Below are 22,710 nucleotides of genomic sequence, written 5' to 3' on the forward strand. Positions count from 1 at the left end.
TTTCAGCCCCTTAGAACAAGAATGTTACACCAACGGCAACAAGGCCTGCGGCGGCGATTCCGATACCGACGGTTCGCATGGTTTGAGCAGATTCAATCTTATCTAACTGATCATTATACTCTTCGTGGCTACTGATGCTCTTTTCACGTTCAGTCTTAGCCTTGTTGTTGAAGACGGCAGCCATAACGCCACCGCCAACAGCGACGGCGCCAGAAATGGCCAGGGGTACCCAGTGGACCTTGAAGCTGGACTTTTTCTGTTCGTTCTTTGCGTCCTTGGCGGCTTCGGCAGCCTGAGCCTGTTTCTGTTCTTCGATGCGGACCTTTTCTTCGGCGGCCTGCTTTTCAAGATTCTTGTCAGAGGAATCCTTGGCAGGTTTGGCGACGGCAGTGGTGGAGTCGGGGAGAGGCTTGACCACGGGAGCAGGAAGGGTAGAATCACCTACGGTTGCAGTCGAAACAATTTCACCCTTGGCAACGGCAGCGGTGGCGTTAGAATCCAGGGAACCCCAGCTCCAGCGGCCCATCAAATCCTTTTCTTGATAGGCAGCGGTAAATTCCACACGTCCCCTAAAATTTTGCATGGAACCGTCGGTTCCCAAGGGGAGTTCTACCTTGCGACGGGGCATGTTTACGAACAGGTGGCTGAACTTACGACCCATGGGGAGGGCTTCTACGCTAAACAGCTTGGCTCCGCTCAAATAGTAAGCGCCAGAAACCGGACGTTTCAAATCAAGATAGAAGTCCAACAGGTCCGGTTCCAACACAATGCGCACATTGGCAGAACTGTTACTCAGGGAATCGTTAATTTTCAAGACAGATTCAATAAAGAGGGGTGCGAACTCGCCACCGCCCTTACGCATGACGATGTCACCACATTTTTCAAGCCAGCGTTCCATAATGTTCTGCTGGGACTTCATACGGTCGGCATCAAAGTACAGGTTGAAGTTATAGGTGGCGTCAAAGGCACCGTCAAAACTTAGGGGTTCAAGGTCTACGGAACCATTCAACTTTAACAACTGTTCCTTGGAAACCAGGATTCCGCCCAAGGCCGTAGCGCAGGTTTTGATCTGTTCGGTACGTTCTGCCAGGGAATTGCCCATCTTCATGGCACCCAGCCGCAGTTCACCGGTAAGTTCCATGTACTTGGTTTCGAATTCGGGGAGTTCAACGGCATAGAAGTGACTACAGGCGTCGTCCAGCACATCGTTGATAGAAATCATGGAGCACTGGTCGTTCATCTTGGCGATCTTGTTGGCTTCTTCCCACAAGGCGTCCAGTTCCGGGTTGCCCTGGCCCAGTCCCTGTTTCAAGGATTCCAAGTCTTTCTGAATGGCCTGAAACTCCGAGGCGTCTTTCACAAAGATGGAGGCGGTGGGGTCGGACCATACAAATTGAGTAAGTGCGACAAGCAAAAGCGCGATTTTAGGCAAAAATCTCATAACTTCCCTTTAAAAATTTTCACAGCAAAAAAATAAGAATTTCTTAAGATTTTGGAATTGCTTGGAAATCGTTTGGGCTGTCTTATAGGGGGAGTCCTGAAAAACTGATATTTTTATTACATTTGGAATAAATTTTGGGATATTCATAGCATGTTTTTGAATTTTGACAAGATGAAGTATTTGGCCGTCGGGGCTGCCCTATGTGCCATTTGTGGATGTAAAGATGAAAATCCTGGGGGAACAAAGGCTTTGGGTACCCAGGTGACCGCCAATCAGGTTCAGTCTGACGAAAATAAGGCTGCCGCAAAGAAAGCGGCCGAAGAAAAGTCCATTATCAAGGGCAAGGTCCGTAAGGTTATTGGCGAATGTGACCTGCTAAAGAAAAACGCGGACTGGAGCCAGTTACGCATGGGTCAGAGGGTGGTGGAAAACGACCGAATCAGAACCGCCCTGGAATCCGAGGCGCTGGTGGGTGTGAACGATGGTTCTACCTTGCTGATTTCGGAACTTTCCGACGTGACTATTTCTGCCGAGATGCTGGATTCCATGTCCAGACGCATTTCTGTGTATGTGAAGCAGGGTAATGTTTACTTTGACGTGCAGAAGCAAGGGGAATCCCAGATGGACTTCCGCACGGGAATTGCCGTTGCTGCTATCCGTGGAACCGCTGGCTTTGTGGGAAACGTAAACGGCAACATGGTGGCCTCTTTAAAGGAAGGCCGTCTCGAAGTGAAGTCGGATAAGGAAACGACCTCTATCGAAAAGAACCAGACCGTGGTGCTGGATAGCGTGGGTAAATCCAAGAAGCTGAAGCTGAAGTCCTCGGGTACCAAGGCCTTGGCTGCTGCCATCGATTCTCTGTCAAAGACGTCCGACGGTTCTATTGAAAAGTTGACCGAGGCTCTTGAAAAGTTCGATAATATTTATGCCGTACGTCAGGCTACTTTTGCCAAGAAACTGGAATCCAGGCAAATCCGCTTCGAGGTTCTGCCTCTTGCCGAAACTACGGAACAGGATAGTGTTATTCTGGTGGCTAGCGCAACGCCTGGCCTGGTGGTTAGCGTCATGGGCGAGGTGGATACGGTTCCTGCAACGGGTCTGTACCAGCATACTTTTAAATGGGAAGAAGGAACCTATGGCATCAAGCGCTTTATTGCCGGCTGTAGGGAAGGTGACCTGGAAATCCCCTGCGGATTGTGGAGTACTGCCTATGTGAAGCCCGCTCCTGCTGTACAGCCCGGCGACACTGCTCAAGCTGCCGTTGAGACCTCTGCCGCTGAACCCGCAAAACCTGCCGCCAAGGACTTGAGCAAGCTTGCAGTTTCTATTGCCGGCAAGGTGGATGAACGGATCCACTACTATCAGGGTACTTACCGCAACAAGATGCGTTTCAGCCTGAAGAATATTTCTGAAGATGACCTGGGCGAACTGGCCAGCATCGAAGTGACCAAGGGCGGAAACAGGGTGGCCCTCTTCGAAGGTAGCGATTTGAGTTCGCTGAACTACAGCGCCGACGTGGAAGTGGAACAGAACCATATCGCCGAATACGAAGTGGTGGCAAAGCTTAAGAACGGCAAGACCAAGCGGGCCAAGAAAACTTATACCGTATTCTGCGGCAACCATTCCCGCAACGGAAACGCACTGGATCCCGACATGACCGAGGCTCAGGAATTCGAAGAGGCCAAGGCTGACCTCGTAAGAGATTAATCAAACTGGAATTTAAACAATTAGGTGTACTTATGAAGACTTTCTATAAAAAATGTGTTGTTTCTTCTGCTTTTGCAGGTTTGCTGATGGCTTCTCTTGTTGGCTGTTCTTCTGCTCCGGCTCCCGAAACAGAACCGACACGCAACAATGCCAAGAACGCCTATAGCGAAATGGAAGACGGCCAAACTGTCGCTCCCGCACAAAGTGCCGCCGCGCCTGCTCCGAAGGCAGAAGCTCCTGCCGAAGAAACTCCGGCTGTGGCCATTTCTAACGTGCAGTTCAAGGTAAAGCCCACCGTTATGGTGTTGCCGGCCATGGGTGCCAAGGGGGCCACAAGCATCGAAGTCATCAAGAAGAATCCTCTGGCCAAAACCGCCATGGAAGTAATCAATGCCTACATGACTGAACGTGGCTACAGTGTCATGAGCCTCGAAACCCAGAACCAGCTTGATGAAGTGGTTCAGCTCCAGGATGACATTGCCGGTAACGATGCCGACTTGGCCTATGTGGCAGGCCTTGCCGTTGGTGCCGACATCAACTTGACTTTTGCCGGAAGTATCCAGAACGACAATCTAGTTATTGACCTGAATGCCAGCGACGCTTCTACCGCACAACTCATCGCCAGCGAATCCAGCCGCCAGAAAGACGAAGGGGAAGGCCAGCGTGTGTTAGTCCAGAAGGCTGTAAAGAATGCCATCGTGGCCCTTGAAAATAAGGTTCGCGATGAACTGGCCGCCGAACTTGAAAAAGGGGTGCAGTACAAGGTGGTTTGCCGTTTGACTGGCGATTTTACCGATGAACAGGCCGAAGAAATTTCCAATACGGTCTCTATGAAGGTCCGCAAAATGTTTAACAAGATGCAGGTGAAGTCCATGACCCGCAACACCTACGATCTTGTAGTCTATGCCGACCCCGACAAGTACGAAGACGCCCAGATGGTTTACGCAGAATTCTACGAAGCCCTCAGCGGAATGGCCAAGGTTCGCCGCCAGAACATCACCAAGAAACTGATTATCCTGGAGATTCAGTAATGAACTGCCGTTCCCTGAAAGCGATTGTATTGAGCCTTGCCCTGGGTGTTTCCCTGGGAACAGCCGAAAATCTGCTGACCTATACCGCATCCTCCAAGGTATCCCAGAAGGACGCCGACCAGAAGGCTCTTGATGGGGTAGCCAAGCAGATGAGCACACGGGTAAAATCTGAAATGGAAACCCGCAAGTCTGAAGACGCTAACGGAAACGTTACCGAATCTGCAGACATGTTCAAGGGCAGCTACACCAATGTGGTGCTGAAAGGCGCAAAGATTGTTCCGGGCCCCAAGCAAAATAACCAGTTTACTTCCACGGTGACCGTCGATCTGGACCAGATTGCCTCCAAGATTCTCCTGGATCTGGATGTCATCCGTAACGACGTAAAGGATAAGGAAAAGATTATCCGCACCGACCTGAAGGCTCACGATTATTACAAGACTTCTGTTGACATGGCCGCCTTAGAAAAGTTGGTGGACCGCTATAACGAAGAACTGGAAAATCTTTCTACAGTCCAGAAAGTTCCCGCTGACTTGAAGCTGGACACTCGACTGAACGCCTTGAGCGAATTCTTTATGGACAATTTGCAGTCTCTGAAGATGGAAACGGACTTGACCAGCGAAGCATTGATCGTGACCGTTACCGACTACGCCAAGCCGGTGGCTTTTATGCCAATCGCCTTGGTGCAAGACCGCAAGAATTTGGTGGTGGAAAAAACCGACGACAAGGGGCAGGCTGTCTTTGACCTGAAGGACGTTATGGCCAAGAAGCCCACAGGCGAAGTGACCGTACTTCCGGATCTTAAGTTCAAGTATGTACGCCCTGCTGCCATCGTTTCGAAAACTGTGCAGTATTCTGCCGAAAGGACAGGCATTGCCTACAGACTTTCCTGCAAGGGAGAAACCGCAGAATGTGGAGCCCTCCGCAAGTTCCTGCTGGAATCGGGCTTCTCCTTCGTAGACGATCCAAAAACGCCTGAACTGGCGGTGACGTTGGACTTTAGCGATAAGGCCAACAGCGGTAAGACCCTGTACACCTCCAAAGCAACCATTTCCATCAAGTCCGGAGACGTCGAAATGGTGGAACAGCCCCAAGGTGTAGGCCGCGACAGCGAAAGCGCTCACGTCAAGGCCATTACCAAGCTGCCCTCCTCCAAGATCCTGCAGAATTTCGCTAAATCCCGGTCAGCAAAACGTTAGCCAGTTCCGAGATGATGTCGTCCTTGTCATCGACATAGGATAGCGGGTCTTCGAGAATTCTTTCGCATTGCATTTTCGTTAGCAGGGTTCTGTAGGGAGAGCTACCGCCAATCTCTTCGGCCCTTTTATTGATGTTCTCCAATGTATCCTGCAAATCCAGGAAGTATTGGAGGACTTTTTTTATGGTTTTGCTATTGCGTTTTAACAGCTGGTCGGCCTTGATTTGAACTGTATTTCGGTACCACAGGGAATTTGGAGCCGTCTTCAGGGATAATTGCAGCAGGGGTTCATGATTTCCTAGGAGGAACTGGTTTAAGGCATCGATATATTGCCGGGTATGCGTTTGTAACTGCAGAAAAAGTCCCGGGAAGTGATCGTCAGCAGTCCCGATTTCCTGATTCAGGTAGATCAGGCGGGAGAGCCTGGCGTGCTGAGGGAGGATTTGTGGGTTGGCCACCCTGAGGAGATCACCAAAACTAAGACGACGACGGTTAATGTGACGTCTGCAGAACATTTCTTCGGCGTCTTTTAGGGTAATGGGTGTTAAGTAAACGGTTTGACTTTCGGGTGAGTACGTTAGACTTCCTGGATTCAACAGCATATCTTGAATAATTTGTTCAAAATTTTCAGAAGCCTCTGCATTTACGGGAATCTTGTACCGCTTAAGTTTGATGTCGAAAGGAAAAATGTCTTTCGATGTCAAAAAAAGGTTGAAGCAAATGTCAAATTTATAGCGGTCGCCTAAACGTTCGAAATCGTCATAGAAGTAATTTTCGCCAGTGACGGCAGTCATGTTCTCGATGCGTATGGAACTGTAGTCGATTTTAAATTCTGCTTCATGCCCCATAAAGGTGGTGGGGAGCACAAGGAAGTCCAGCAACTTGGTGACAAAACTTTCGATATTCGTAAAGTTTAGACTTGACGTATATACCGTGATACGGCTGTCTTCTATGGTGATGGTTTTACGCATCAGGAATTCAAGCCAATTGGGAATCTTGGACTTTGTCTCATGAGGATTCTTGGAAAGGTTGGTGAGAAGCATATCCATGTATTCTTTGACAAGGAAGAATACCTCTGTAAGGGCCTTTTCTGAGTAATTGATTTTTATCTCGCCCTTCTTGTATTTATCGTATGCGGTTTCAAAATTGCGTTCCTTATCATGTAAATCAAAAATACGATTCACATAACGGCTTACCACATAAAGAGTCTGGTGAATTCCGAAGGGTCCGTGGTTTATGTCAAGGGACTTGTAAATTGTCTGCATGAAAACGCTCCTCAACCCTTATATCGTTTCCAATCGCAAAATTGTAAACTTGCCACATATATCTTTTTTCTAAATTTTCGCCGTTCAAAATTTAAACGTGTATATCACGAGGTAACTCAATATGGCAATGCAAGATATGAATGACCAGGTCGTCGCTCGCCTGGCTAAGCTGGATAAGTTCAAGGAAATGGGTATCGAGGCCTATCCTCATAAGTTTAACCGCACCCATGATTCCAAGGTTCTCAAGGAAAATAAGGACGCTCTCATCGCTTCCCAGGAAGAAGTGGCTTTCGCTGGCCGTGTTGTCCGCTTCAATCGTAAGGGCAAGATGTGCTTTATGCACCTGAAGGACCGTTATGGCCGTCTGCAGGTGGTTTGCGCCCGCGACGAAGTTGGCGAAGAAAACTACGAAATCGTGAAGATGACCGACCTTGGCGACTTCATCGGCGTTAACGGTACTATGTTCGAAACCCAGAGCGGTGAATACTCCGTACGCGTGAAGAAGGTGACCATGCTTTCCAAGGCTGTGCGCCCGCTCCCCGTTGCCAAGGAAAAGATTGACGAAAACGGCAACAAGGTGGTGTTCAACGAATTTGCCGACGTGGACGCCCGTTACCGTCAGCGCTATATCGACATGGCCTTGAACGACGACGTGAAGGACGTGTTCATCAAGCGTTCCAAGATTATGCAGTCCATTCGTGAATACCTCATCGAAAAGGGCTTCATCGAAGTGGAAACCCCGACTCTGCAGCCGATTTACGGCGGTGCAAACGCTCGTCCGTTTACCACCCATCACAATGCCTGCGATATGACCCTCTACATGCGTGTCGCTCCGGAACTCTACCTGAAGCGCTGCATTGTTGGCGGTATGGAAAAGGTTTTCGAATTCTCCAAGAACTTCCGTAACGAAGGTATGGACCGTACCCATAGCCCGGAATTCACCGGTCTGGAATTCTACGAAGCTTTCGCTGACTACAACGACATGATGGTCCACTTCGAAAACATCTACGAACGCGCCTGTATCGCAGCAAACGGCACCACCAAGATCATGACCCAGGGCAAGGAAATCGACTTCAAGGCTCCGTGGCCCCGCTACAGCATGATCGAAGCTATCGAAAAGTTCGGTGGCCTGAAGGTCAACGAAATGTCTGACGAAGACATCAAGAACAAGATGGAAGAACTGGGCGGCCACCTGGATGGTGAATTCAGCCGCGGCCGTGGCATCCTGGAACTGTTTGAACTGACTGTGGAAGACAAGCTGATCCAGCCCACCTTCATCAAGGACATGCCCACCGAATCTACTCCGCTCTGCAAGAAGCACCGTACCATCGAAGGCCTCATCGAACAGTTCGAACCCTACGCAAACGGCTGGGAACTGGGCAACGCCTATACCGAACTTAACGACCCCATCCGCCAGCGCGAACTTCTGGAAGACCAGGTCCGCCGTGGCCGCGGTGGTGAAGGCGAAACTCACCCCATGGACGAAAACTTCATGCACGCTATCGAATCCGGTCTGCCTCCTACCGGCGGTGTTGGCTTCGGTATCGACCGTATGGTGATGCTCCTGACCAACCAGGAAACCATCCGCGACGTGCAGCTCTTCCCGCTGATGAAGCCGGAAGTGTAAGCCCGAAGGGCTTACTAGGTCGCTTCGCTCTGAGGTATGAGGTCGCTACGCTTTGAGGTATGAGCTAAATGCGTGATTTTCATTCTCTTGAAATTTGGAACAAGAGTCATATGTTGACTCTTGATATTTATCGTGTAACGGAAAATTTCCCGAAGAATGAAATCTATGCTCTTACGTCACAAGTTCGCAGGGCCGCATACTCCATTCCAATGAACATTGCTGAAGGTTGTGGAAGAAAATCTGAAGCTGAATTTTGCCAGTTTCTCAATGTATCTTCCGGTTCAGCATCGGAATTGGAATATCAGTTGCTGTTGGCTCACGACCTTGGGTATTTGGAGAAGGAATCTTTTGAAAAATTGAGCGCAGATGTTGTGTCAATTCGAAAAATGGTTCAAGCTTTTGCTGCTCATGTCGCATCTCCCAAAGCACCGAAGGTGCGACCTCTAGCCCCAAAGCCTGCTGAAAGCAGGCGACCTCATGCCTAAACCTCTCGTCTCTCGTCTAATTATGAAACTTGAACTACTCATTGCCTGGCGTTATTTGGGGGCTCAGCGTAAGAGTCTCTTCGTTTCGCTTATCGGCATCTTCAGTATGCTTGGCGTTTCCATCGGCGTGTTTGCGCTGGTGGTTGCTCTTGCTGCGGTTAACGGTTTTGAAGAAGAGGTAACTGCCCAGATGATCGGCAAGGACGCTCACTTCGAAATCATGGCCTACAATGGAGAACCGATTGCGCCCTACGACAGCCTGATCAAGGAAGTCCGAGCCCACGATTCCCGCGTGACTGCGGCTTCTCCTTTTATCATCTACAAGGTGGGCATCAGCAGCAAGAAGGTGAACGACGGTATCGTGATTTACGGTATCGACGGCGAATCCTCCAAGGGCGTTACCGACATCCACAAGTACATCAAGTGGGGCAACTACTCTGTAGATAGCCTTGAAGATTTGAGCGGCAAGATGCGTCCGGGAATTATCCTGGGTAACGGCCTTGCCAACAGACTTCGTGTGGTGGTGGGCGACAAACTTGTTCTGCAGACATTCCAGAGTCCCGATGCGGTAGCCGCCAGCGGTGGTCCCAAGATGATGATGTGCGTGGTCAGCGGCATCTTCGAGACGGGCACTTACGAGTACGACGGCAACTTGGCTTATGTGGGCATTCCCGAACTGCAGACCTTGCTTACCATGGGTGACGCCGTTACCGGAATTCAGTTCCGCATGAATGACCATTGGAAGGCTGGGGAGGCTGTAGACAGTCTTGGCACTTGGCTTGGTTATCCTTACTACGCCATGGACTGGAAGACCAAGAACATCACTTTGCTCAAGTGGATGAACTATGAAAAGTTTATCGTGGCTGCAGTGATTTGCTTGATTATTCTTGTGGCCGCATTTAACATCATCAGTTCCTTGATCATGGTGGTAATCGACAAGACCAAGGAAATCGGCATCCTCCGCAGCATGGGTTTCAGCAAGGCAGGAATCATGCGCGTCTTTATGCTCATGGGCAGTTTCATTGGCGTGGGCGGAACCATTGTAGGAGGTTCCATCGGTTTGATTTTGTGCAAACTTCAGGAAGCTTACCATTTTATCAAGTTGCCTGGCGACGTTTACGTGATTCCCTATTTCCCCATATCGGTTCATGTTCTGGATGTGGTCCTGATTTTTGTTATCGGCATCGCTCTTTGTGTGGCCGCCACCATTCTTCCTGCCTGGAAAGCCAGCAGACTTGACCCCGTAGGAGCCATTAGACATGAGTAGTGAGGTCGGGCTTCGCCCTCTGAGGTATGGGGTCGGAGCTTCGCTCCTGGAGGTGTTTAATATGTGCATACGAATTAGGTCGCTTTGAGGTAATAATGAGTATTGATTTAAAGAATGATGCTGAGGTACAGACCAGCGTAACCTCTAGCTCGCTTTGCGAGCGACCTGATAACCTCGTACCTCAATGCCTATTGGAAACTCGCGATTTGCGTCGTGTCTTTAGCGAAACTGGTGAACAGCTGGAAATTCTGAAGGGCGTTAATTTTTCAATGAACGCTGGCGAACTAGTCGCTCTTACAGGTTCCTCCGGTTCCGGTAAATCCACCTTCCTGAATTTGGTGGGTATGCTGGATACGCCCACTTCTGGCGAAATTCTGTTCAAGGGAAAGGAACTTTCGAAGTTCAGCAGCCATGAACGTGACATGTACCATCGAGCTCAAGTGGGATTCGTGTTCCAGTTCCATCATCTGCTCAGCGAATTTTCCGCTCTCGAAAACGTCTGTGTACCGGGTCGCATTCTCGGAACAAGCGAAGCCGAATGCCGCGAACGCGCCGAAATGCTTCTGGAAACCGTTGGCCTGAAAGACCGCCTGAAGCACTTGCCCCGCGAACTTTCCGGTGGTGAACGCCAGCGCATCGCCATAGCCCGCGCCCTGATGAACAAGCCGGATCTGGTGCTGGCCGACGAACCCAGCGGCAACCTGGACGAAGCCAATTCCGCAAAGCTTAACGAACTGATCGGCGAACTGAACGAGAAGTTCAACCAGGCGTTCCTCATTGTAACCCACGACGAGATGTTGGCCAAGTTCGCTAAACGCCGAGTGGTGATGCATAACGGTTTGATCCAGAGTATCGAATAACGTCCTTTAAAAAGTAAGATGGATCCGTTTGATAAAAAAATATGGGACGTCAAGTAGACAAGCGCTAACTATAAAAACGATAGTGAATGAGAATTTTTAGGTAAAAGTTATGTCTGATATTAACGGTATTTTTTCGAAGAAGGCTAAGGCGGTTTTACAGGCCGCTCGCATGGCAGCCCGCAATTTGGGCAGCGACAGCATTAGCACAGAACATTTACTGCTGGGACTGGTCCGTGAAGATTCCGGCTTTGCAGCAGAAACCTTGACCGCCCTCAAGGTGAACTTGAATGAACTGGGCGAAAATGTTCAGCGTTCTTTGACTTCTAACGGTGGAATCATGACTGTGGGCGATGCTCACGGCGCACTCCTTTCGTTTACTATTCGTTGTAAGGCTGCATTGTTCAATGCGGCAAAGATCGCCAAGGACGAAGGGGACCAGTACATCGGTCCTGAACATCTCATGCTTGCCATCTTGCAGCAGAGTGAATCTCCCGCTGCAGGTACACTTTCCACTTTCGGCGTCACCTTTGAAAATTTCCAGCAGGCTCTGCAGCAGATCAAGCGCGATGCTATGGAATCCCAGGTTCCCGGCGAAGAGGGAATGGCTGGCGAAGGTCCTTTCGGGGGAGAACAGCCCCGCGAAGGTCAGCCCCGCGTTGGTGAAACCCGTCAGCAGGCTCGTTCCCAGTCCCGCTCCAAGACTCCGATTCTGGAACATTTTGGCCGCGACTTGACCGCTATGGCCCGCCAGGGTAAGCTGGACCCGATTATCGGTCGTGAAGCAGAAATTGAACGTCTGATCCAGATTCTCTGCCGCCGCAAGAAGAATAATCCGGCACTCATCGGTGAACCGGGTGTGGGTAAGACCGCCATTATCGAAGGTCTTGCACTGAAGATTGCCCAGAAGAAGATTCCGGAACTGTTGGCCAACAAGCGCGTAGTTAGCCTTGATGTGGCAGCCATGGTGGCAGGCACAAAGTACCGCGGACAGTTTGAAGAACGTGTGAAGGGCCTTATTATGGAACTTCAGCGCGTAGATAATTCCGTCATTCTTTTCATCGATGAATTGCATACCATCGTAGGCGCAGGCGGTTCTGAAGGTAGCTTGGATGCTTCCAACATTTTCAAGCCTGCACTTGCCCGTGGCGAACTCCAGTGCATTGGCGCGACCACCATCGATGAATACCGCAAGTACATCGAAAAGGATGCCGCCCTGGAACGCCGTTTCCAGACCATCGTGGTGAACCCGCCTTCTTCTGAAGATTCCATCCAGATTCTGGAAGGTCTGCGAGCCAAGTATGCGCAACATCATAAGGTCCGTTATACGCCCGAAGCCATTCGCGCCTCCGTCACCTTGGCAGAACGTTATATTTCCGACCGATTCTTACCGGACAAGGCCATCGACGTCTTGGATGAAGCAGGAGCCCGTGTCCGCCTGAATTCCATCCGCACACCTCAGGACTTGAAGGAAATGGAAGATGCCTTGGCAGAAGCCCTCCAGCAGAAGGAAGAGGCTATTGCCGAACAGCAGTACGAAACGGCTGCCGCCCTCCGCGACAAGATTGAAGCTCTTACAAACCAGATTGCAGAACGTCGCGAAGCTCTCAACAAGGAAGATTCCGCAGAACTTCCCGTAGTTGACGAAAACGAAATCCGCGATTGCATCAGTAAGATGACCGGCATTCCTGTTAGCCGCTTGGCTGGCGAAGAAGCACAGAAACTTCTGAAGTTGGGTGACGAAATCAAGGAACGTGTTATTGGTCAGGATCAGGCCGTAGATGCAGTCGTAAAGGCAATCCGCCGTACCCGCGCCGGCATTCGCAATAACAAGCGCCCCATGGGTAGCTTCCTGTTCCTGGGTCCCACCGGTGTGGGTAAGACTGAACTTGCCAAGGTCTTGAGCTTGAGCCTGTTTGGTAGCGAAGAATCCATGATTCGTATCGACATGAGCGAGTACATGGAAAAACATAGCATTAGCCGCCTGATCGGTGCGCCTCCGGGATACGTTGGCTTCGAAGATAACGGCGGACAGCTTTCCGAGAAGGTCCGCAAGCGCCCTTATTGCGTGGTGCTCCTGGATGAAATTGAAAAGGCTCATCCGGACGTTTACAACTTGCTACTCCAGATTCTGGATGATGGTATTCTTACCGATAGCTATGGTCGCAAGATTAACTTCAAGAATACAATCATCATCATGACCAGTAATGCCGGCGCCCGCGAAGTCCGCCATAGCTCTGGCATGGGCTTTACCAAGATGGGGGAGACCGACGACTACGAACGTATGGAAACCGCTATCCGCGAAGAAGTAAAGCGTGTATTCTCTCCGGAATTCCTGAACCGTATCGACGAACAGATTGTGTTCCGTCCGTTGACCAAGAAGGACTTGTCTTCTGTTGTGGATATCCAGCTGACCTTCTTGCAGAAGAACTTGTCTGAACGCGGAATCCTGCTGGAAGTTTCCCAGGCCGCCAAGGAATTTGTAGTTAGTCACAATTACGATTCCGCCCTGGGCGCCCGCCCCATCCGTCGTTCCATTCAGCAGTTGATCGAAGATGAAATTGCCGAAGGACTCCTCCTTGGAATCTACAAGGACTTCTCCACGATTTCCCTGGATGTGGTGGATGGCAAGCTGAAGTTTACTTCCGAGGCGTTGCCTAGTTAGGTACAGGTCGCACCTGACGGTGCTAGAGGTGATCAGGTCGGAGCTTCGCTCCTAGAGGTTGATGCCGGAGAATGGGTAATTACCTCTAGGCGTAAGCCGACCTCTAGGCCGCAGGCCGACCTCACACCTCATACCTTATTTACTATCTTTTGACTGCAAATAATTCAAACAATCAACCAAAGGACAACATCATGGCAAAGATTTCTGCCGTTCTTATCTTCGGTGCACCGGGTTCCGGTAAGGGTACCGTCGGCGCTAAGCTCGCTGCAACCACTTCTCTGAAGCACCTCTCCACTGGTGACATCTTCCGCGGCATCGCTCCCTCCAGCGAATCCGGCAAGCTCCTCGCTTCCTATTCCAGCAAGGGTCTCCTGGTTCCCAACGAAGCTACCGTTGAAATCTTCGGCCGCTATGTTGAAGGTCTTGTCAACACCAACAAGCTGAATCCCGAAAAGGACACCCTCCTCCTCGACGGTATTCCTCGTACCGTTGAACAGGTCAAGCTCATCGAATCCATCGTCGACGTGAAGCACATCTTCGTGCTCGACATCAAGGATGAAGCTACCATCGTTGCTCGCCTCCTGAACCGCGCCAAGATCGAAGGCCGTAAGGATGACGCAGACGAAGCTGTTATCAAGAACCGCCTCAAGGTTTACAAGGAATCCACCGCCAAGGTTCTTTCCAAGTACAACAAGAAGATCATTTCTCACATCGTTGGCGACAACACTCCGGACGAAGTGTTCTGCGACGTGCTGAAGGCATACGTTGACTTCTGCAAGGCTTCCGCTCCCAAGGCTAAGAAGCCGGCTGCAAAGAAGACTGCCAAGAAGAGCAAGTAATTCTTGACCCAAAAGTCTGAAGGCACCCCGTTTTTACGGGGTGTTTTTTATTGTGCTTAAATCAACACAAAATATTACAAAAACCTTTCGGAATACTGAATGTTTTTTATATTTGCTCAAAATTTGTTTAAATACCGCGTAAAAAGATTTTCTGACGGGAATATTGGTTAAAAATGGATAACTCTCAAGTTAACGCAAAAAACGGATCCAATACAGGCAGTGCAAAGAACGACGACGAAATCGATCTCCTCGAAGTTCTAGGAATTCTTCTTAAGCACAAGCTATTCCTGTTTTTCTGTCTAGTCGTCGGTGCTGTTGTAGGTTTCCTGGCCTCTAACTGGGTTCGCCCGCAATATACTAGCGACGCTCTTCTTCAAATTGATGTTAAGGGAAACAAGGCCGGAAAGGCCATGGGCGAAATGGGCGCACTCCTTGATGTAGCCAGCCCCGCAGAAGCAGAAATCGAACTTCTCAAGAGCCGCATGGTCTTGAGCTACGTCGTCGAACAGGAAAGACTTTGCTTTAACGCCTATCCCAAGGGACCCATGAAACGTCTGACCCATAAGGAAGGACGTATGGACCTTGAAAACCTGCATATTCCTGAAATTGCCATTACCGAAAAATGGTATGCCCTGGTTACCGGTCAGGATGAATTCATTGTCATTACCCCGGAAGATACGGAACTGGTAAAAGGTAGGGTAGGTGAACCTGTTTCTGCCCCCTACGCAGGAGATTCCCTGGTTATCCAGGTCAAGGCTCTCCGTGCAGAACCCGGCCAGATGTTCGTTCTCGTCGAATCTGATCCGCTGGCCGCAGTTCGTGAACTCGTGAAGCAGCTGAACGTTGCTGAAAGGGGTAAGCAGACCGGTATCATCGGCGTTTCCTATACGCATCAGTATGCAGACCGTGCCGCCTCCATCTTGAACACCATCGCCAATATTTATCTGCGCCAGAATGTTGAAATGCGCAGTGCTGAAGCAGAAAAGACCTTGGAATTCCTTGAAAATCAGCTGCCCGGTGTTAAGGCAAAACTTGATTCCGCCGAAAAGAAGTTGGCCGACTACCGTCATAAGATTGGTTCCGTGGACCTGAGCGGCGAAACCCGCACTCACCTTGAAAAGGAAGCCAACCTCGAAAAGCAGATTCTTGAACTGGAACAGAAGCGTCAGGAACAGACCCGTTTGTTCAAGGATGAGCATCCGGCCGTGGTCACCATTGTAAAGCAGCAGGATCGTCTACGCGCCGAGCTGGCCCGACTGAAATCTTCTGCCGCCAAGATGCCATTGACTCAGCAGGAAGTGATTAGCCTTCAGGAAGAAGTTGCCGTGAACAACGCTCAGTATACTTCCATGCTCAACAACATCCAGCAGCTCCGTGTGGTCCGTGCTGGTGAAGTGGGCAACGTCCGCATTGTGGACTACGCTCAGATTGAACGCAAGCCTAGCAAGCCCAACAAGAAGCTGATCTTGATCGGCTGCATTGCAGGTTTCTTCCTCCTGGGCGCCCTCCTGATTTACCTGCTCCAGATGACCAAGCGTGGCGTGCGTAGCTCTCTTGAAATTGAACGCGAAACTGGCGTTAGCGTTTACGCCAAGATTCCCAAGTCCGAAAACAGCATCCTCAGCCTCCGCAAGAAGGGCAAGAACACCCTGCCTCTCGTCGAAGAAGATCCCGAGGATCCTGCCAGCGAAGCTTTCCGTTCCCTTTATACTGCAATTGATTTCTCTGTGGGTGAACAGAAGGTTATCATGGTCACCGGTATGATTCCTGGCGTCGGCAAGAGCTTTGTATCCAAGAACCTGGCCGCCCTGTATGCTGCCGCTGGCAAGAAGACCTTGCTGATCGACGCCGACATGCGCCGTGGTGTGGTCTACAGCCATCACAAGCAAGGTCTCGGCGACGTACTTTCTGGAAGATGCACACTGGAAAGCGCTGTCGCAGACTCCATCACAAAGAACTTGTTTGTAATCGGTGCCGGTATAACAGATGTTTCTCCCAGTGAATTGCTGCGCGGAACCAAGTTCAAGGAACTCCTTGATAGCGCTTCGGAAACCTACGACACCATTATCGTAGATACTCCGCCTCTGAATCTGGTCACTGACTCCGAATTGATTTTCCCGGTTGTGGATTTCGCCTTGTTCGTTCTCCATTACGGACGTCATTCCATGGAACAGATCAAGGAAGCCATGATCAAGATCGAACGCTGCGGCAACAAGCCTCACGCCCTCGTGATGAACCATTGCGAATCCGACGGTCATGGTTATGGTCACTACGGATCCTACGGATCCTACGGCTCTTATGGCAGCTACAAAAAGAAGAAAAAGCGCTAAGTAAATCAGCGGCCACAGGGCCGCTTTTTTTATATTTGGGATGGAAAAGTTAGAGGTATAAATGAAGTTTCTGATTACAGGTGCAGCAGGTTTCATCGGATCCAAGATTATGCAGATGCTTGCAGATCGCGGTGATGAAGTTGTAGGGCTTGATAATATCAACGACTATTACGATCAGCGTCTCAAGTACGGAAGACTTCGTGAAAACGGTTTTGAACAGCCGGACAGCAATTTTGAATTTGGCAAAATGTTGACCAGTACCAAGTGGTCCAACTGTCGCTTTATCCGCATGGATATTGCAGACAAGGAATCCCTGGACACCCTCTTCGCCTCCGAAAAATTCGACAAGGTCATGAACCTTGCGGCCCAGGCCGGAGTCCGCTATTCAATTACCAACCCCTATGCCTATATGCAGAGCAATATGGTAGGCTTCCTCAACATTCTTGAAGCCTGCCGCAATACCAAGGTGCCCTACCTGGTATTCGCCTCCAGCAGTTCTGTATACGGTCTCAACAGCAAGGTTCCCTACAGCGAAGACGACAAAGTCGATTCCCCGGTGAGCCTCTACGCCGCAAGCAAGAAGAGCAACGAGCTGATGGCCCACGCTTACGCCAAGCTCTACGGAATCAAGGTAACCGGTCTCCGCTACTTCACTGTTTATGGTCCCTGGGGCCGCCCCGACATGTCACCTATGCTTTTTGCCAAAGCCATATCCAAGGGCGAAGCAATCAAGGTGTTTAACAATGGCGACATGATCCGCGACTTCACCTACATCGACGATATTGCTGAAGGTTCTATTCATGTATTGGACCGCGAACCCGAGGCCGCAAACTGTGAAAACAACGTTCCATACCGCATTTTCAATATCGGCTGCAGCAATCCGGTAAAGCTGATGGACTTCATCAGCGAAATCGAGAACGCTTATGGCGAACCCGCCAAGAAGGAATTCCTGCCCATGCAGCCGGGAGACGTCTACCAGACCAACGCCGACACCACCAAGCTAGAACAGCAGTGCGAATACAAACCCCACTGGAGCCTCCACGACGGCATCGCCAAGTTCATGGAATGGTACAAGAGCGACGCAAATCCGCTGAGATGAGCAAATAGTGAATACAGAACGCACCTCATACCTTACTGCAGATATCAGGCCGGCCTTACGGCCTTTTAGGTATTAGGCCGCACCTGCGGTGCTTTGGGGCAATCAGAACAATTCACAATTCATATCTCATATCTGATAATTCATACCTGGTAGCTCATATCAGATATCTCGCCACAAGCCTTTTTGGGCCATATTCTCTCGTCTCTTCTCTCTCGTCTCTCCTCTATTATATATATTTCCTCAAAATTGCGGGCGGACCACGCCTGCTAGACTTTGTTCAACTAAAAGGAAAAAAATGAAACGTCTCTCCATTGCCGCTATGGCTATTTGTGTTGCTGGTCTTGTTGCTTGTAACCAGGCTTCCGCCGGTGGTTCCTTCAACCAGCAGGCTCGCCTCGACCAGCTCGAAAAGGATTTCAACCAGGTTAAGGAAGAATTCGAAATTCTTAAGTACGCTCTCGACAAGCGAGGCATTTCTCTCGAAGCTGCCAAGGCTGAAATGGAAGCAGACAACAAGGTCTGGGACATTCCCGTTGACGAATCTCCGGTCTTCGGCAACACCACCAACCCCAAGCTGACTATCGTGGAATTCACCGAATTCCAGTGCCCGTACTGCTCTCGCATCGCTCCCACCATGAAGGACCTCATGGACAAGCACCCGGGCGAAATCAAGTTCATATACAAGAACTTCCCGCTGTCCTTCCATGCTAACGCCAAGCCGGCAGCCGCTGCAGCAATCGCAGCTCAGAAGCAGGGCAAGTTCTGGGAATATCGCTATGCTCTGGCACCCCATTCCCGCGAACTGGGCGACTCCATCTACGTAGCCGTGGCTAAGGAAGTTGGCCTGAACATTGAACAGTTCGAGAAGGACCGTGTTCTGGACGATGCTATGAACGCACGTATCCAGAAGGACTTCGATCTGGGCGTCAAGGTTGGCGTTCAGGGCACCCCGAACTTCTACATCAACGGTAAGCGCCAGGATCGCTTCAGCCCCGAACTGGTTGAAAAGATGCTGAAGGAAGCCAAGTAATTTTGGTTCAATCTGTGTACGCGACTTCGCGCCGCGTGCACCTTTTTTGGCCTCAAAAGATTTAATTTCGAATAGCAAATTAAAACAAAGATCAAACTAACACAAACAAAAGGATACGATATATGATGAAGCGTACATTGACTGCTGCATCCATTGCCCTTCTGGGTTTTGGTGTGACAGCTACAATGGCTCAGCCGAAAGCACCTCGTGTAGTTCCTTACAAGTTCTTTGACGATGCATATCGCCAGGGTGGCTTCGACTACGCATACGGCGGCAAGAGCAAGGGTATCACCATTACGAAGGACGGCGGATACAAGTCCAAGTCCGCTCTGAATATCAAGCTGGACCCCAGCGAATATTCCGGTGCTTCCGTTTGCCTTTACAACGAAACTTTCGACCTGAACAAGTTCATGCTCGACTCCAAGCTCGAATTCATGATCAAGGGCGCAAAGGGTGGCGAAACTGTTAAGGTCGGTCTCCTCGATGAAGAAGTTTCTGACGGCAAGAAGACTCAGGTCGTTCTTCCCATGAACAAGTACATCGAAGGTGGCTCCGTCACTACCGAATGGAAGAAGGTTTCCATTCCTCTGGTCGACTTCCCGGATCGTGGTCTCTACTGGGACAACACCCGTAAGTCTGAATTCCCCGCACGTATCGACTGGGATAAGATTGCAGAAATCCGCTTCTCTATCGACAAGAGCGCCGAAAAGACTTTCGAAGTCTGGGTTGACAACATCGAAATCGTCAAGGGTAACAAGAAGGCCAAGCCCAAGGCCAAGATGGTTTACTGGGATGAAAACAACGACGTCATCGACGGTCCTAAGAACCCCGAAAAGCTGGACGGCAAGGCTAAGCCCGTTGCCAACGGCATCTTCTACTCTGATGGCCTGAAGGGCTTCAGCTACAGCTACGGTGGTCTCTCTGCCCAGCGTGAAGCTGACTCCAAGACTCCGGGTAACAAGAACGTTCTCGCTCTCTACATCGATAACAACGACTGGTCCGGTGTGACCTACTCTCTGGGCGAAGGCAAGTATGTTGACTTGTCCAAGGTCCGTAACAAGGGTGGTCTCTACTTCTGGATCAAGGGTAAGCTCGGTGGCGAAAAGGTATACGTTGGTATTCTGGACAACCAGGGCAACGATATCAAGAGCCAGACCAAGATTAGCCTCAACGACTGGATCGAAGGCGCCAAGGTTGGTACCGATTGGAAGCTCGTCAAGATTCCTCTGAAGAAGTTCGGCGACAAGGGTAAGGCTTGGGACGCTAACAAGCAGGCCGAAGTTGCTAAGGATATCCAGTGGAACAAGATCCAGGAACTCCGCTTCTCTGTCGGCAAGGGTGAAAACCAGGGCGAACCGGGCAAGCCGGCTCCTGTGACCATCTACGTTGACCAGGTTACCTTCACCGAAAATATCGACTGGGTTGACCCGGATATCAAGTGGGATAACTGGAAGGGCAATGCTCCTGACTACGTAATTTCTGACTTCGAAAGCAAGTTCAACGGCGACAAGTGGGAACCGTCTAAGGGCCCGAAGTCCAAGGTTGAAGTTGATGTTCCGTTCAAGACTTCCAAGCTCGATGGCAACTCCCTCAACGTCAAGCATTTCGAAATGTCTGACTGGGTTGACGTTGTGCTCGACCTCAAGAAGAACAACCGCCCGGCTGCTGACCGTGACTGGACCAAGCACTGGGGCATCATGTTCGACGTTTACTCTGAACGTCCGTGGCAGTCCATTACCGTTCAGGTCGGCGACGCTGGCAGCGAACTCTTCGTTGCTAACACCGGTGTACCTCGCGGTCGTACCACTGTGATCGTTCCGTTCCGTAACTTCAGCAAGTTCCCGTACTACCAGCCGCCTGAAGCAAAGGAAAACGGCCTCTTCGACCTGAAGGGTGTTGTTTCTCTGGACTTCAAACCGGGTGGAGAAGGTTCTAACGGTTCCTTCGAAATCGATAACATTAAGCTGACCAACCAGAAGGAAGTCAAGGCTGCTGCCCGTCCGGCAGTTGTCAAGGTTGACGTCAAGGGTTCTTCCGACGTGATCAACCCGAACATCTCTGGCGGCCTCTTCGGTATCAACGCTGCCCTCTGGGACGGCGACATGCTGGACAACAAGAAGTTCAAGACCCAGACTTGGGAATATGCAAAGCGCATCAACCACGGCATTATCCGTTACCCGGGTGGTCTCCGTGCTGATGACGACCACTGGAAGGAAATCCTCGACAACCACGACTGGATGGTCGATACCGACGAATTCCTCGCTTGGTTGAAGAAGACCGGCTCCAACGCTATGTTCACCGTGAACTTCGGTTCCGGCACCGAACAGGAAGCTGCAGCATGGGTTAAGCACACTAACGTAGACAAGAAGGCCAACATCCTGTACTGGGAAATCGGTAACGAAGTCTACGGTAACTGGCACCCGTACTACGAAAAGTATGGTAAGGACGGCGGTACCGTTTATGGTAAGCGCGCACGTAAGTTCATCGAAGCTATGAAGAAGGTTGACCCGACCATTAAGGTTGCTGTGCTCGGCGTTCTCGATGGCGACTGGAACGAAAACGTTCTCCGCGAAACCGGCGACATCGCTGACGGTCTTATCGTTCACCACTATCCGCAGCACTTCGGTGAAGAAAACGACTTCGCCATGCTCTCTGCTCCTCAGGACCTGACCCCGATCTACAGCCGTCTGCACAAGACCGTAGATAAGTGGACCAAGAAGTTCAACAAGGACAAGAAGATCGAACTGTGGCTCACCGAATGGAACTCTGTTGACTTCAACCCGGGGCCGCAGACCATCGCTCTCGAAAACGGCCTGTTCGTTGCTGACTACCTGGCTATGCTCGCAACTGAAAATGTTGACAACGCACAGTACTGGGATATCCACAACGACATTACCCCGGAAGGCGGTGACTACGGTTACCTGACCCGATCTGCAGAAGAATGCATGAACTGCCCGCGTCCCAGCTACTGGGCATTCCAGATGGCTTCTGACGCTCTCCGCGGCAAGCTCCTGAAGACCACCATCACTGGCGATAAGGAATCTCTCCTCACTACTTACTACACCGAAAACGGTAAGAAGAAGAGCCTCCTGGTCATCAACAAGAGCCCCTACAGCGACTACGAATTGAAGCTGGATATCCCGGGCTTCAAGGGCAAGGCTAAGATGCAGGTCTTGGACAAGTCCTCCGAAAAGCTGAAGGAAGGTTGGGCAAACGATCCTTCCAAGAAGGCTAAGGATGTTGACCTGTCTAAGCCGGTTAAGGTTGGCAAGCGCACCGTTACTTTGATCGTTCTCGACAAGTAATCACCTCAAATTAGCTCTAATGCCGCAAAGGTTGATGGGCTAAATTGAAATCAAAGAAATCCCGTCGGATAAATACCGGCGGGGTTTCTTTTTTGTAAAAGTTAAGTATGTGGACAATTCTTTGCTTGTTAACTAAATTTGTTTACGTTTGGGGTTAGATTCTAAAAAATCTTTCCGTTACATTTTTGATTAGGACGTAAGGTGGGTGATGCCATCTTGTTTCTGGGATTAAGCAAAACACTTGCTGTTTTGCGTTGTTGAGTTGTTGGTTAGGAGACCACAAGAAAGGCGACGCGGCCTGGGGGTTGCGTCGCTTTTCTTATTCCCTTGTCATTGGGGATGCTCCACGGTAAAGTCTAAAATTCCCGATTGATCCTTCGGTAATTCGCCTTGACTTTTTTTACGTCCTTTATAAAATTTGTGGCTCTTCATCAACATGTGTGGGTGGCTTCGCCACCCTTTTTTGTTGACATTCGCCTAAATTAAACAAAAAATGGGCTATTTTCTAAAATTTAATCGCCAAAAAAAACAGAAGAAAAAGCCCATGTCAAAATTATACAAATCCAT

The 22,710-nt window shown here is 50.2% G+C and carries 15 protein-coding genes; 13 read left to right on the plus strand and 2 right to left on the minus strand.

Features of this window, described 5'->3' with window-relative positions; translation table 11 throughout:
• Positions 1 to 10: 10 nt before the first annotated feature.
• Positions 11 to 1,441, minus strand: coding sequence for a hypothetical protein (locus BUB38_RS12525; protein WP_139258444.1), 1,431 nt, complete (start codon positions 1,439 to 1,441; stop codon positions 11 to 13).
• Between the two features lie 150 nt (positions 1,442 to 1,591).
• On the opposite strand from BUB38_RS12525, the gene BUB38_RS12530 reads away from it, so the two are divergent.
• From BUB38_RS12530 to BUB38_RS12540, 3 genes are read left to right on the plus strand one after another with little or no spacing between them, the layout of a single operon-like run.
• Entirely contained in the window at positions 1,592 to 3,148 is a 1,557-nt protein-coding gene (locus BUB38_RS12530; protein ID WP_073161080.1) for a FecR domain-containing protein, read from the plus strand.
• A gap of 32 nt (positions 3,149 to 3,180) precedes the next feature.
• A complete protein-coding gene (locus BUB38_RS12535) occupies positions 3,181 to 4,179 on the plus strand; it encodes a DUF6175 family protein (protein ID WP_073161081.1) in 999 nt (332 codons plus the stop codon).
• On the plus strand, positions 4,179 to 5,375 hold the full coding sequence (locus BUB38_RS12540) for a hypothetical protein (protein WP_073161082.1): 1,197 nt from the start codon (positions 4,179 to 4,181) through the stop codon (positions 5,373 to 5,375). Before BUB38_RS12535 ends, BUB38_RS12540 begins: the two co-directional genes overlap by 1 nt.
• Here BUB38_RS12540 and BUB38_RS12545 read toward each other — a convergent pair.
• Positions 5,350 to 6,639 carry a hypothetical protein gene (locus tag BUB38_RS12545; RefSeq protein ID WP_073161083.1) on the minus strand — a complete coding sequence of 430 codons (1,290 nt, stop codon included), beginning with the start codon at positions 6,637 to 6,639 and terminating at the stop codon, positions 5,350 to 5,352. The two genes, BUB38_RS12540 and BUB38_RS12545, sit on opposite strands and share 26 nt — an antisense overlap.
• 121 nt (positions 6,640 to 6,760) lie before the next feature.
• Here BUB38_RS12545 and lysS point away from each other — a divergent pair, with 121 nt between their 5' ends.
• From lysS to BUB38_RS12595, 10 genes are all read left to right on the plus strand, one after another.
• Entirely contained in the window at positions 6,761 to 8,266 is a 1,506-nt protein-coding gene (gene lysS / locus BUB38_RS12550) for a lysine--tRNA ligase (protein WP_073161084.1), read from the plus strand.
• Positions 8,267 to 8,334: 68 nt separating this feature from the next.
• Entirely contained in the window at positions 8,335 to 8,751 is a 417-nt protein-coding gene (locus BUB38_RS12555) for a four helix bundle protein (protein ID WP_083539698.1), read from the plus strand.
• Positions 8,752 to 8,773: 22 nt separating this feature from the next.
• The gene (locus BUB38_RS12560) at positions 8,774 to 10,018 is read left to right on the plus strand and encodes an FtsX-like permease family protein (RefSeq protein WP_249269342.1); all 1,245 of its coding nucleotides are present in this window, start codon (positions 8,774 to 8,776) and stop codon (positions 10,016 to 10,018) included.
• Positions 10,019 to 10,113: 95 nt separating this feature from the next.
• The gene (locus tag BUB38_RS12565; protein WP_249269341.1) at positions 10,114 to 10,878 is read left to right on the plus strand and encodes an ABC transporter ATP-binding protein; all 765 of its coding nucleotides are present in this window, start codon (positions 10,114 to 10,116) and stop codon (positions 10,876 to 10,878) included.
• A gap of 109 nt (positions 10,879 to 10,987) precedes the next feature.
• Positions 10,988 to 13,540, plus strand: a complete 2,553-nt coding sequence (locus BUB38_RS12570) for an ATP-dependent Clp protease ATP-binding subunit (protein ID WP_073161088.1) — start codon at positions 10,988 to 10,990, stop codon at positions 13,538 to 13,540.
• A gap of 191 nt (positions 13,541 to 13,731) precedes the next feature.
• Entirely contained in the window at positions 13,732 to 14,379 is a 648-nt protein-coding gene (locus BUB38_RS12575) for an adenylate kinase family protein (RefSeq protein WP_073161089.1), read from the plus strand.
• Positions 14,380 to 14,552: 173 nt separating this feature from the next.
• Positions 14,553 to 16,709, plus strand: coding sequence for a polysaccharide biosynthesis tyrosine autokinase (locus BUB38_RS12580; RefSeq protein WP_073161090.1), 2,157 nt, complete (start codon positions 14,553 to 14,555; stop codon positions 16,707 to 16,709).
• 61 nt (positions 16,710 to 16,770) lie between these two features.
• Positions 16,771 to 17,808: an NAD-dependent epimerase/dehydratase family protein gene (locus BUB38_RS12585; RefSeq protein ID WP_073161091.1), complete on the plus strand. Its 1,038-nt coding sequence runs from the start codon at positions 16,771 to 16,773 to the stop codon at positions 17,806 to 17,808.
• Positions 17,809 to 18,103: 295 nt separating this feature from the next.
• Positions 18,104 to 18,838 (plus strand): DsbA family protein, encoded by a 735-nt coding sequence (locus BUB38_RS12590; RefSeq protein WP_073161092.1) that lies wholly within the window; start codon positions 18,104 to 18,106, stop codon positions 18,836 to 18,838.
• Between the two features lie 122 nt (positions 18,839 to 18,960).
• A complete protein-coding gene (locus BUB38_RS12595) occupies positions 18,961 to 22,143 on the plus strand; it encodes a carbohydrate binding domain-containing protein (RefSeq protein WP_073161093.1) in 3,183 nt (1,060 codons plus the stop codon).
• Positions 22,144 to 22,710: the final 567 nt, after the last annotated feature.

It is taken from the genome of Fibrobacter sp. UWH5 (assembly GCF_900142505.1).
Taxonomy (GTDB): Bacteria; Fibrobacterota; Fibrobacteria; order Fibrobacterales; family Fibrobacteraceae; genus Fibrobacter.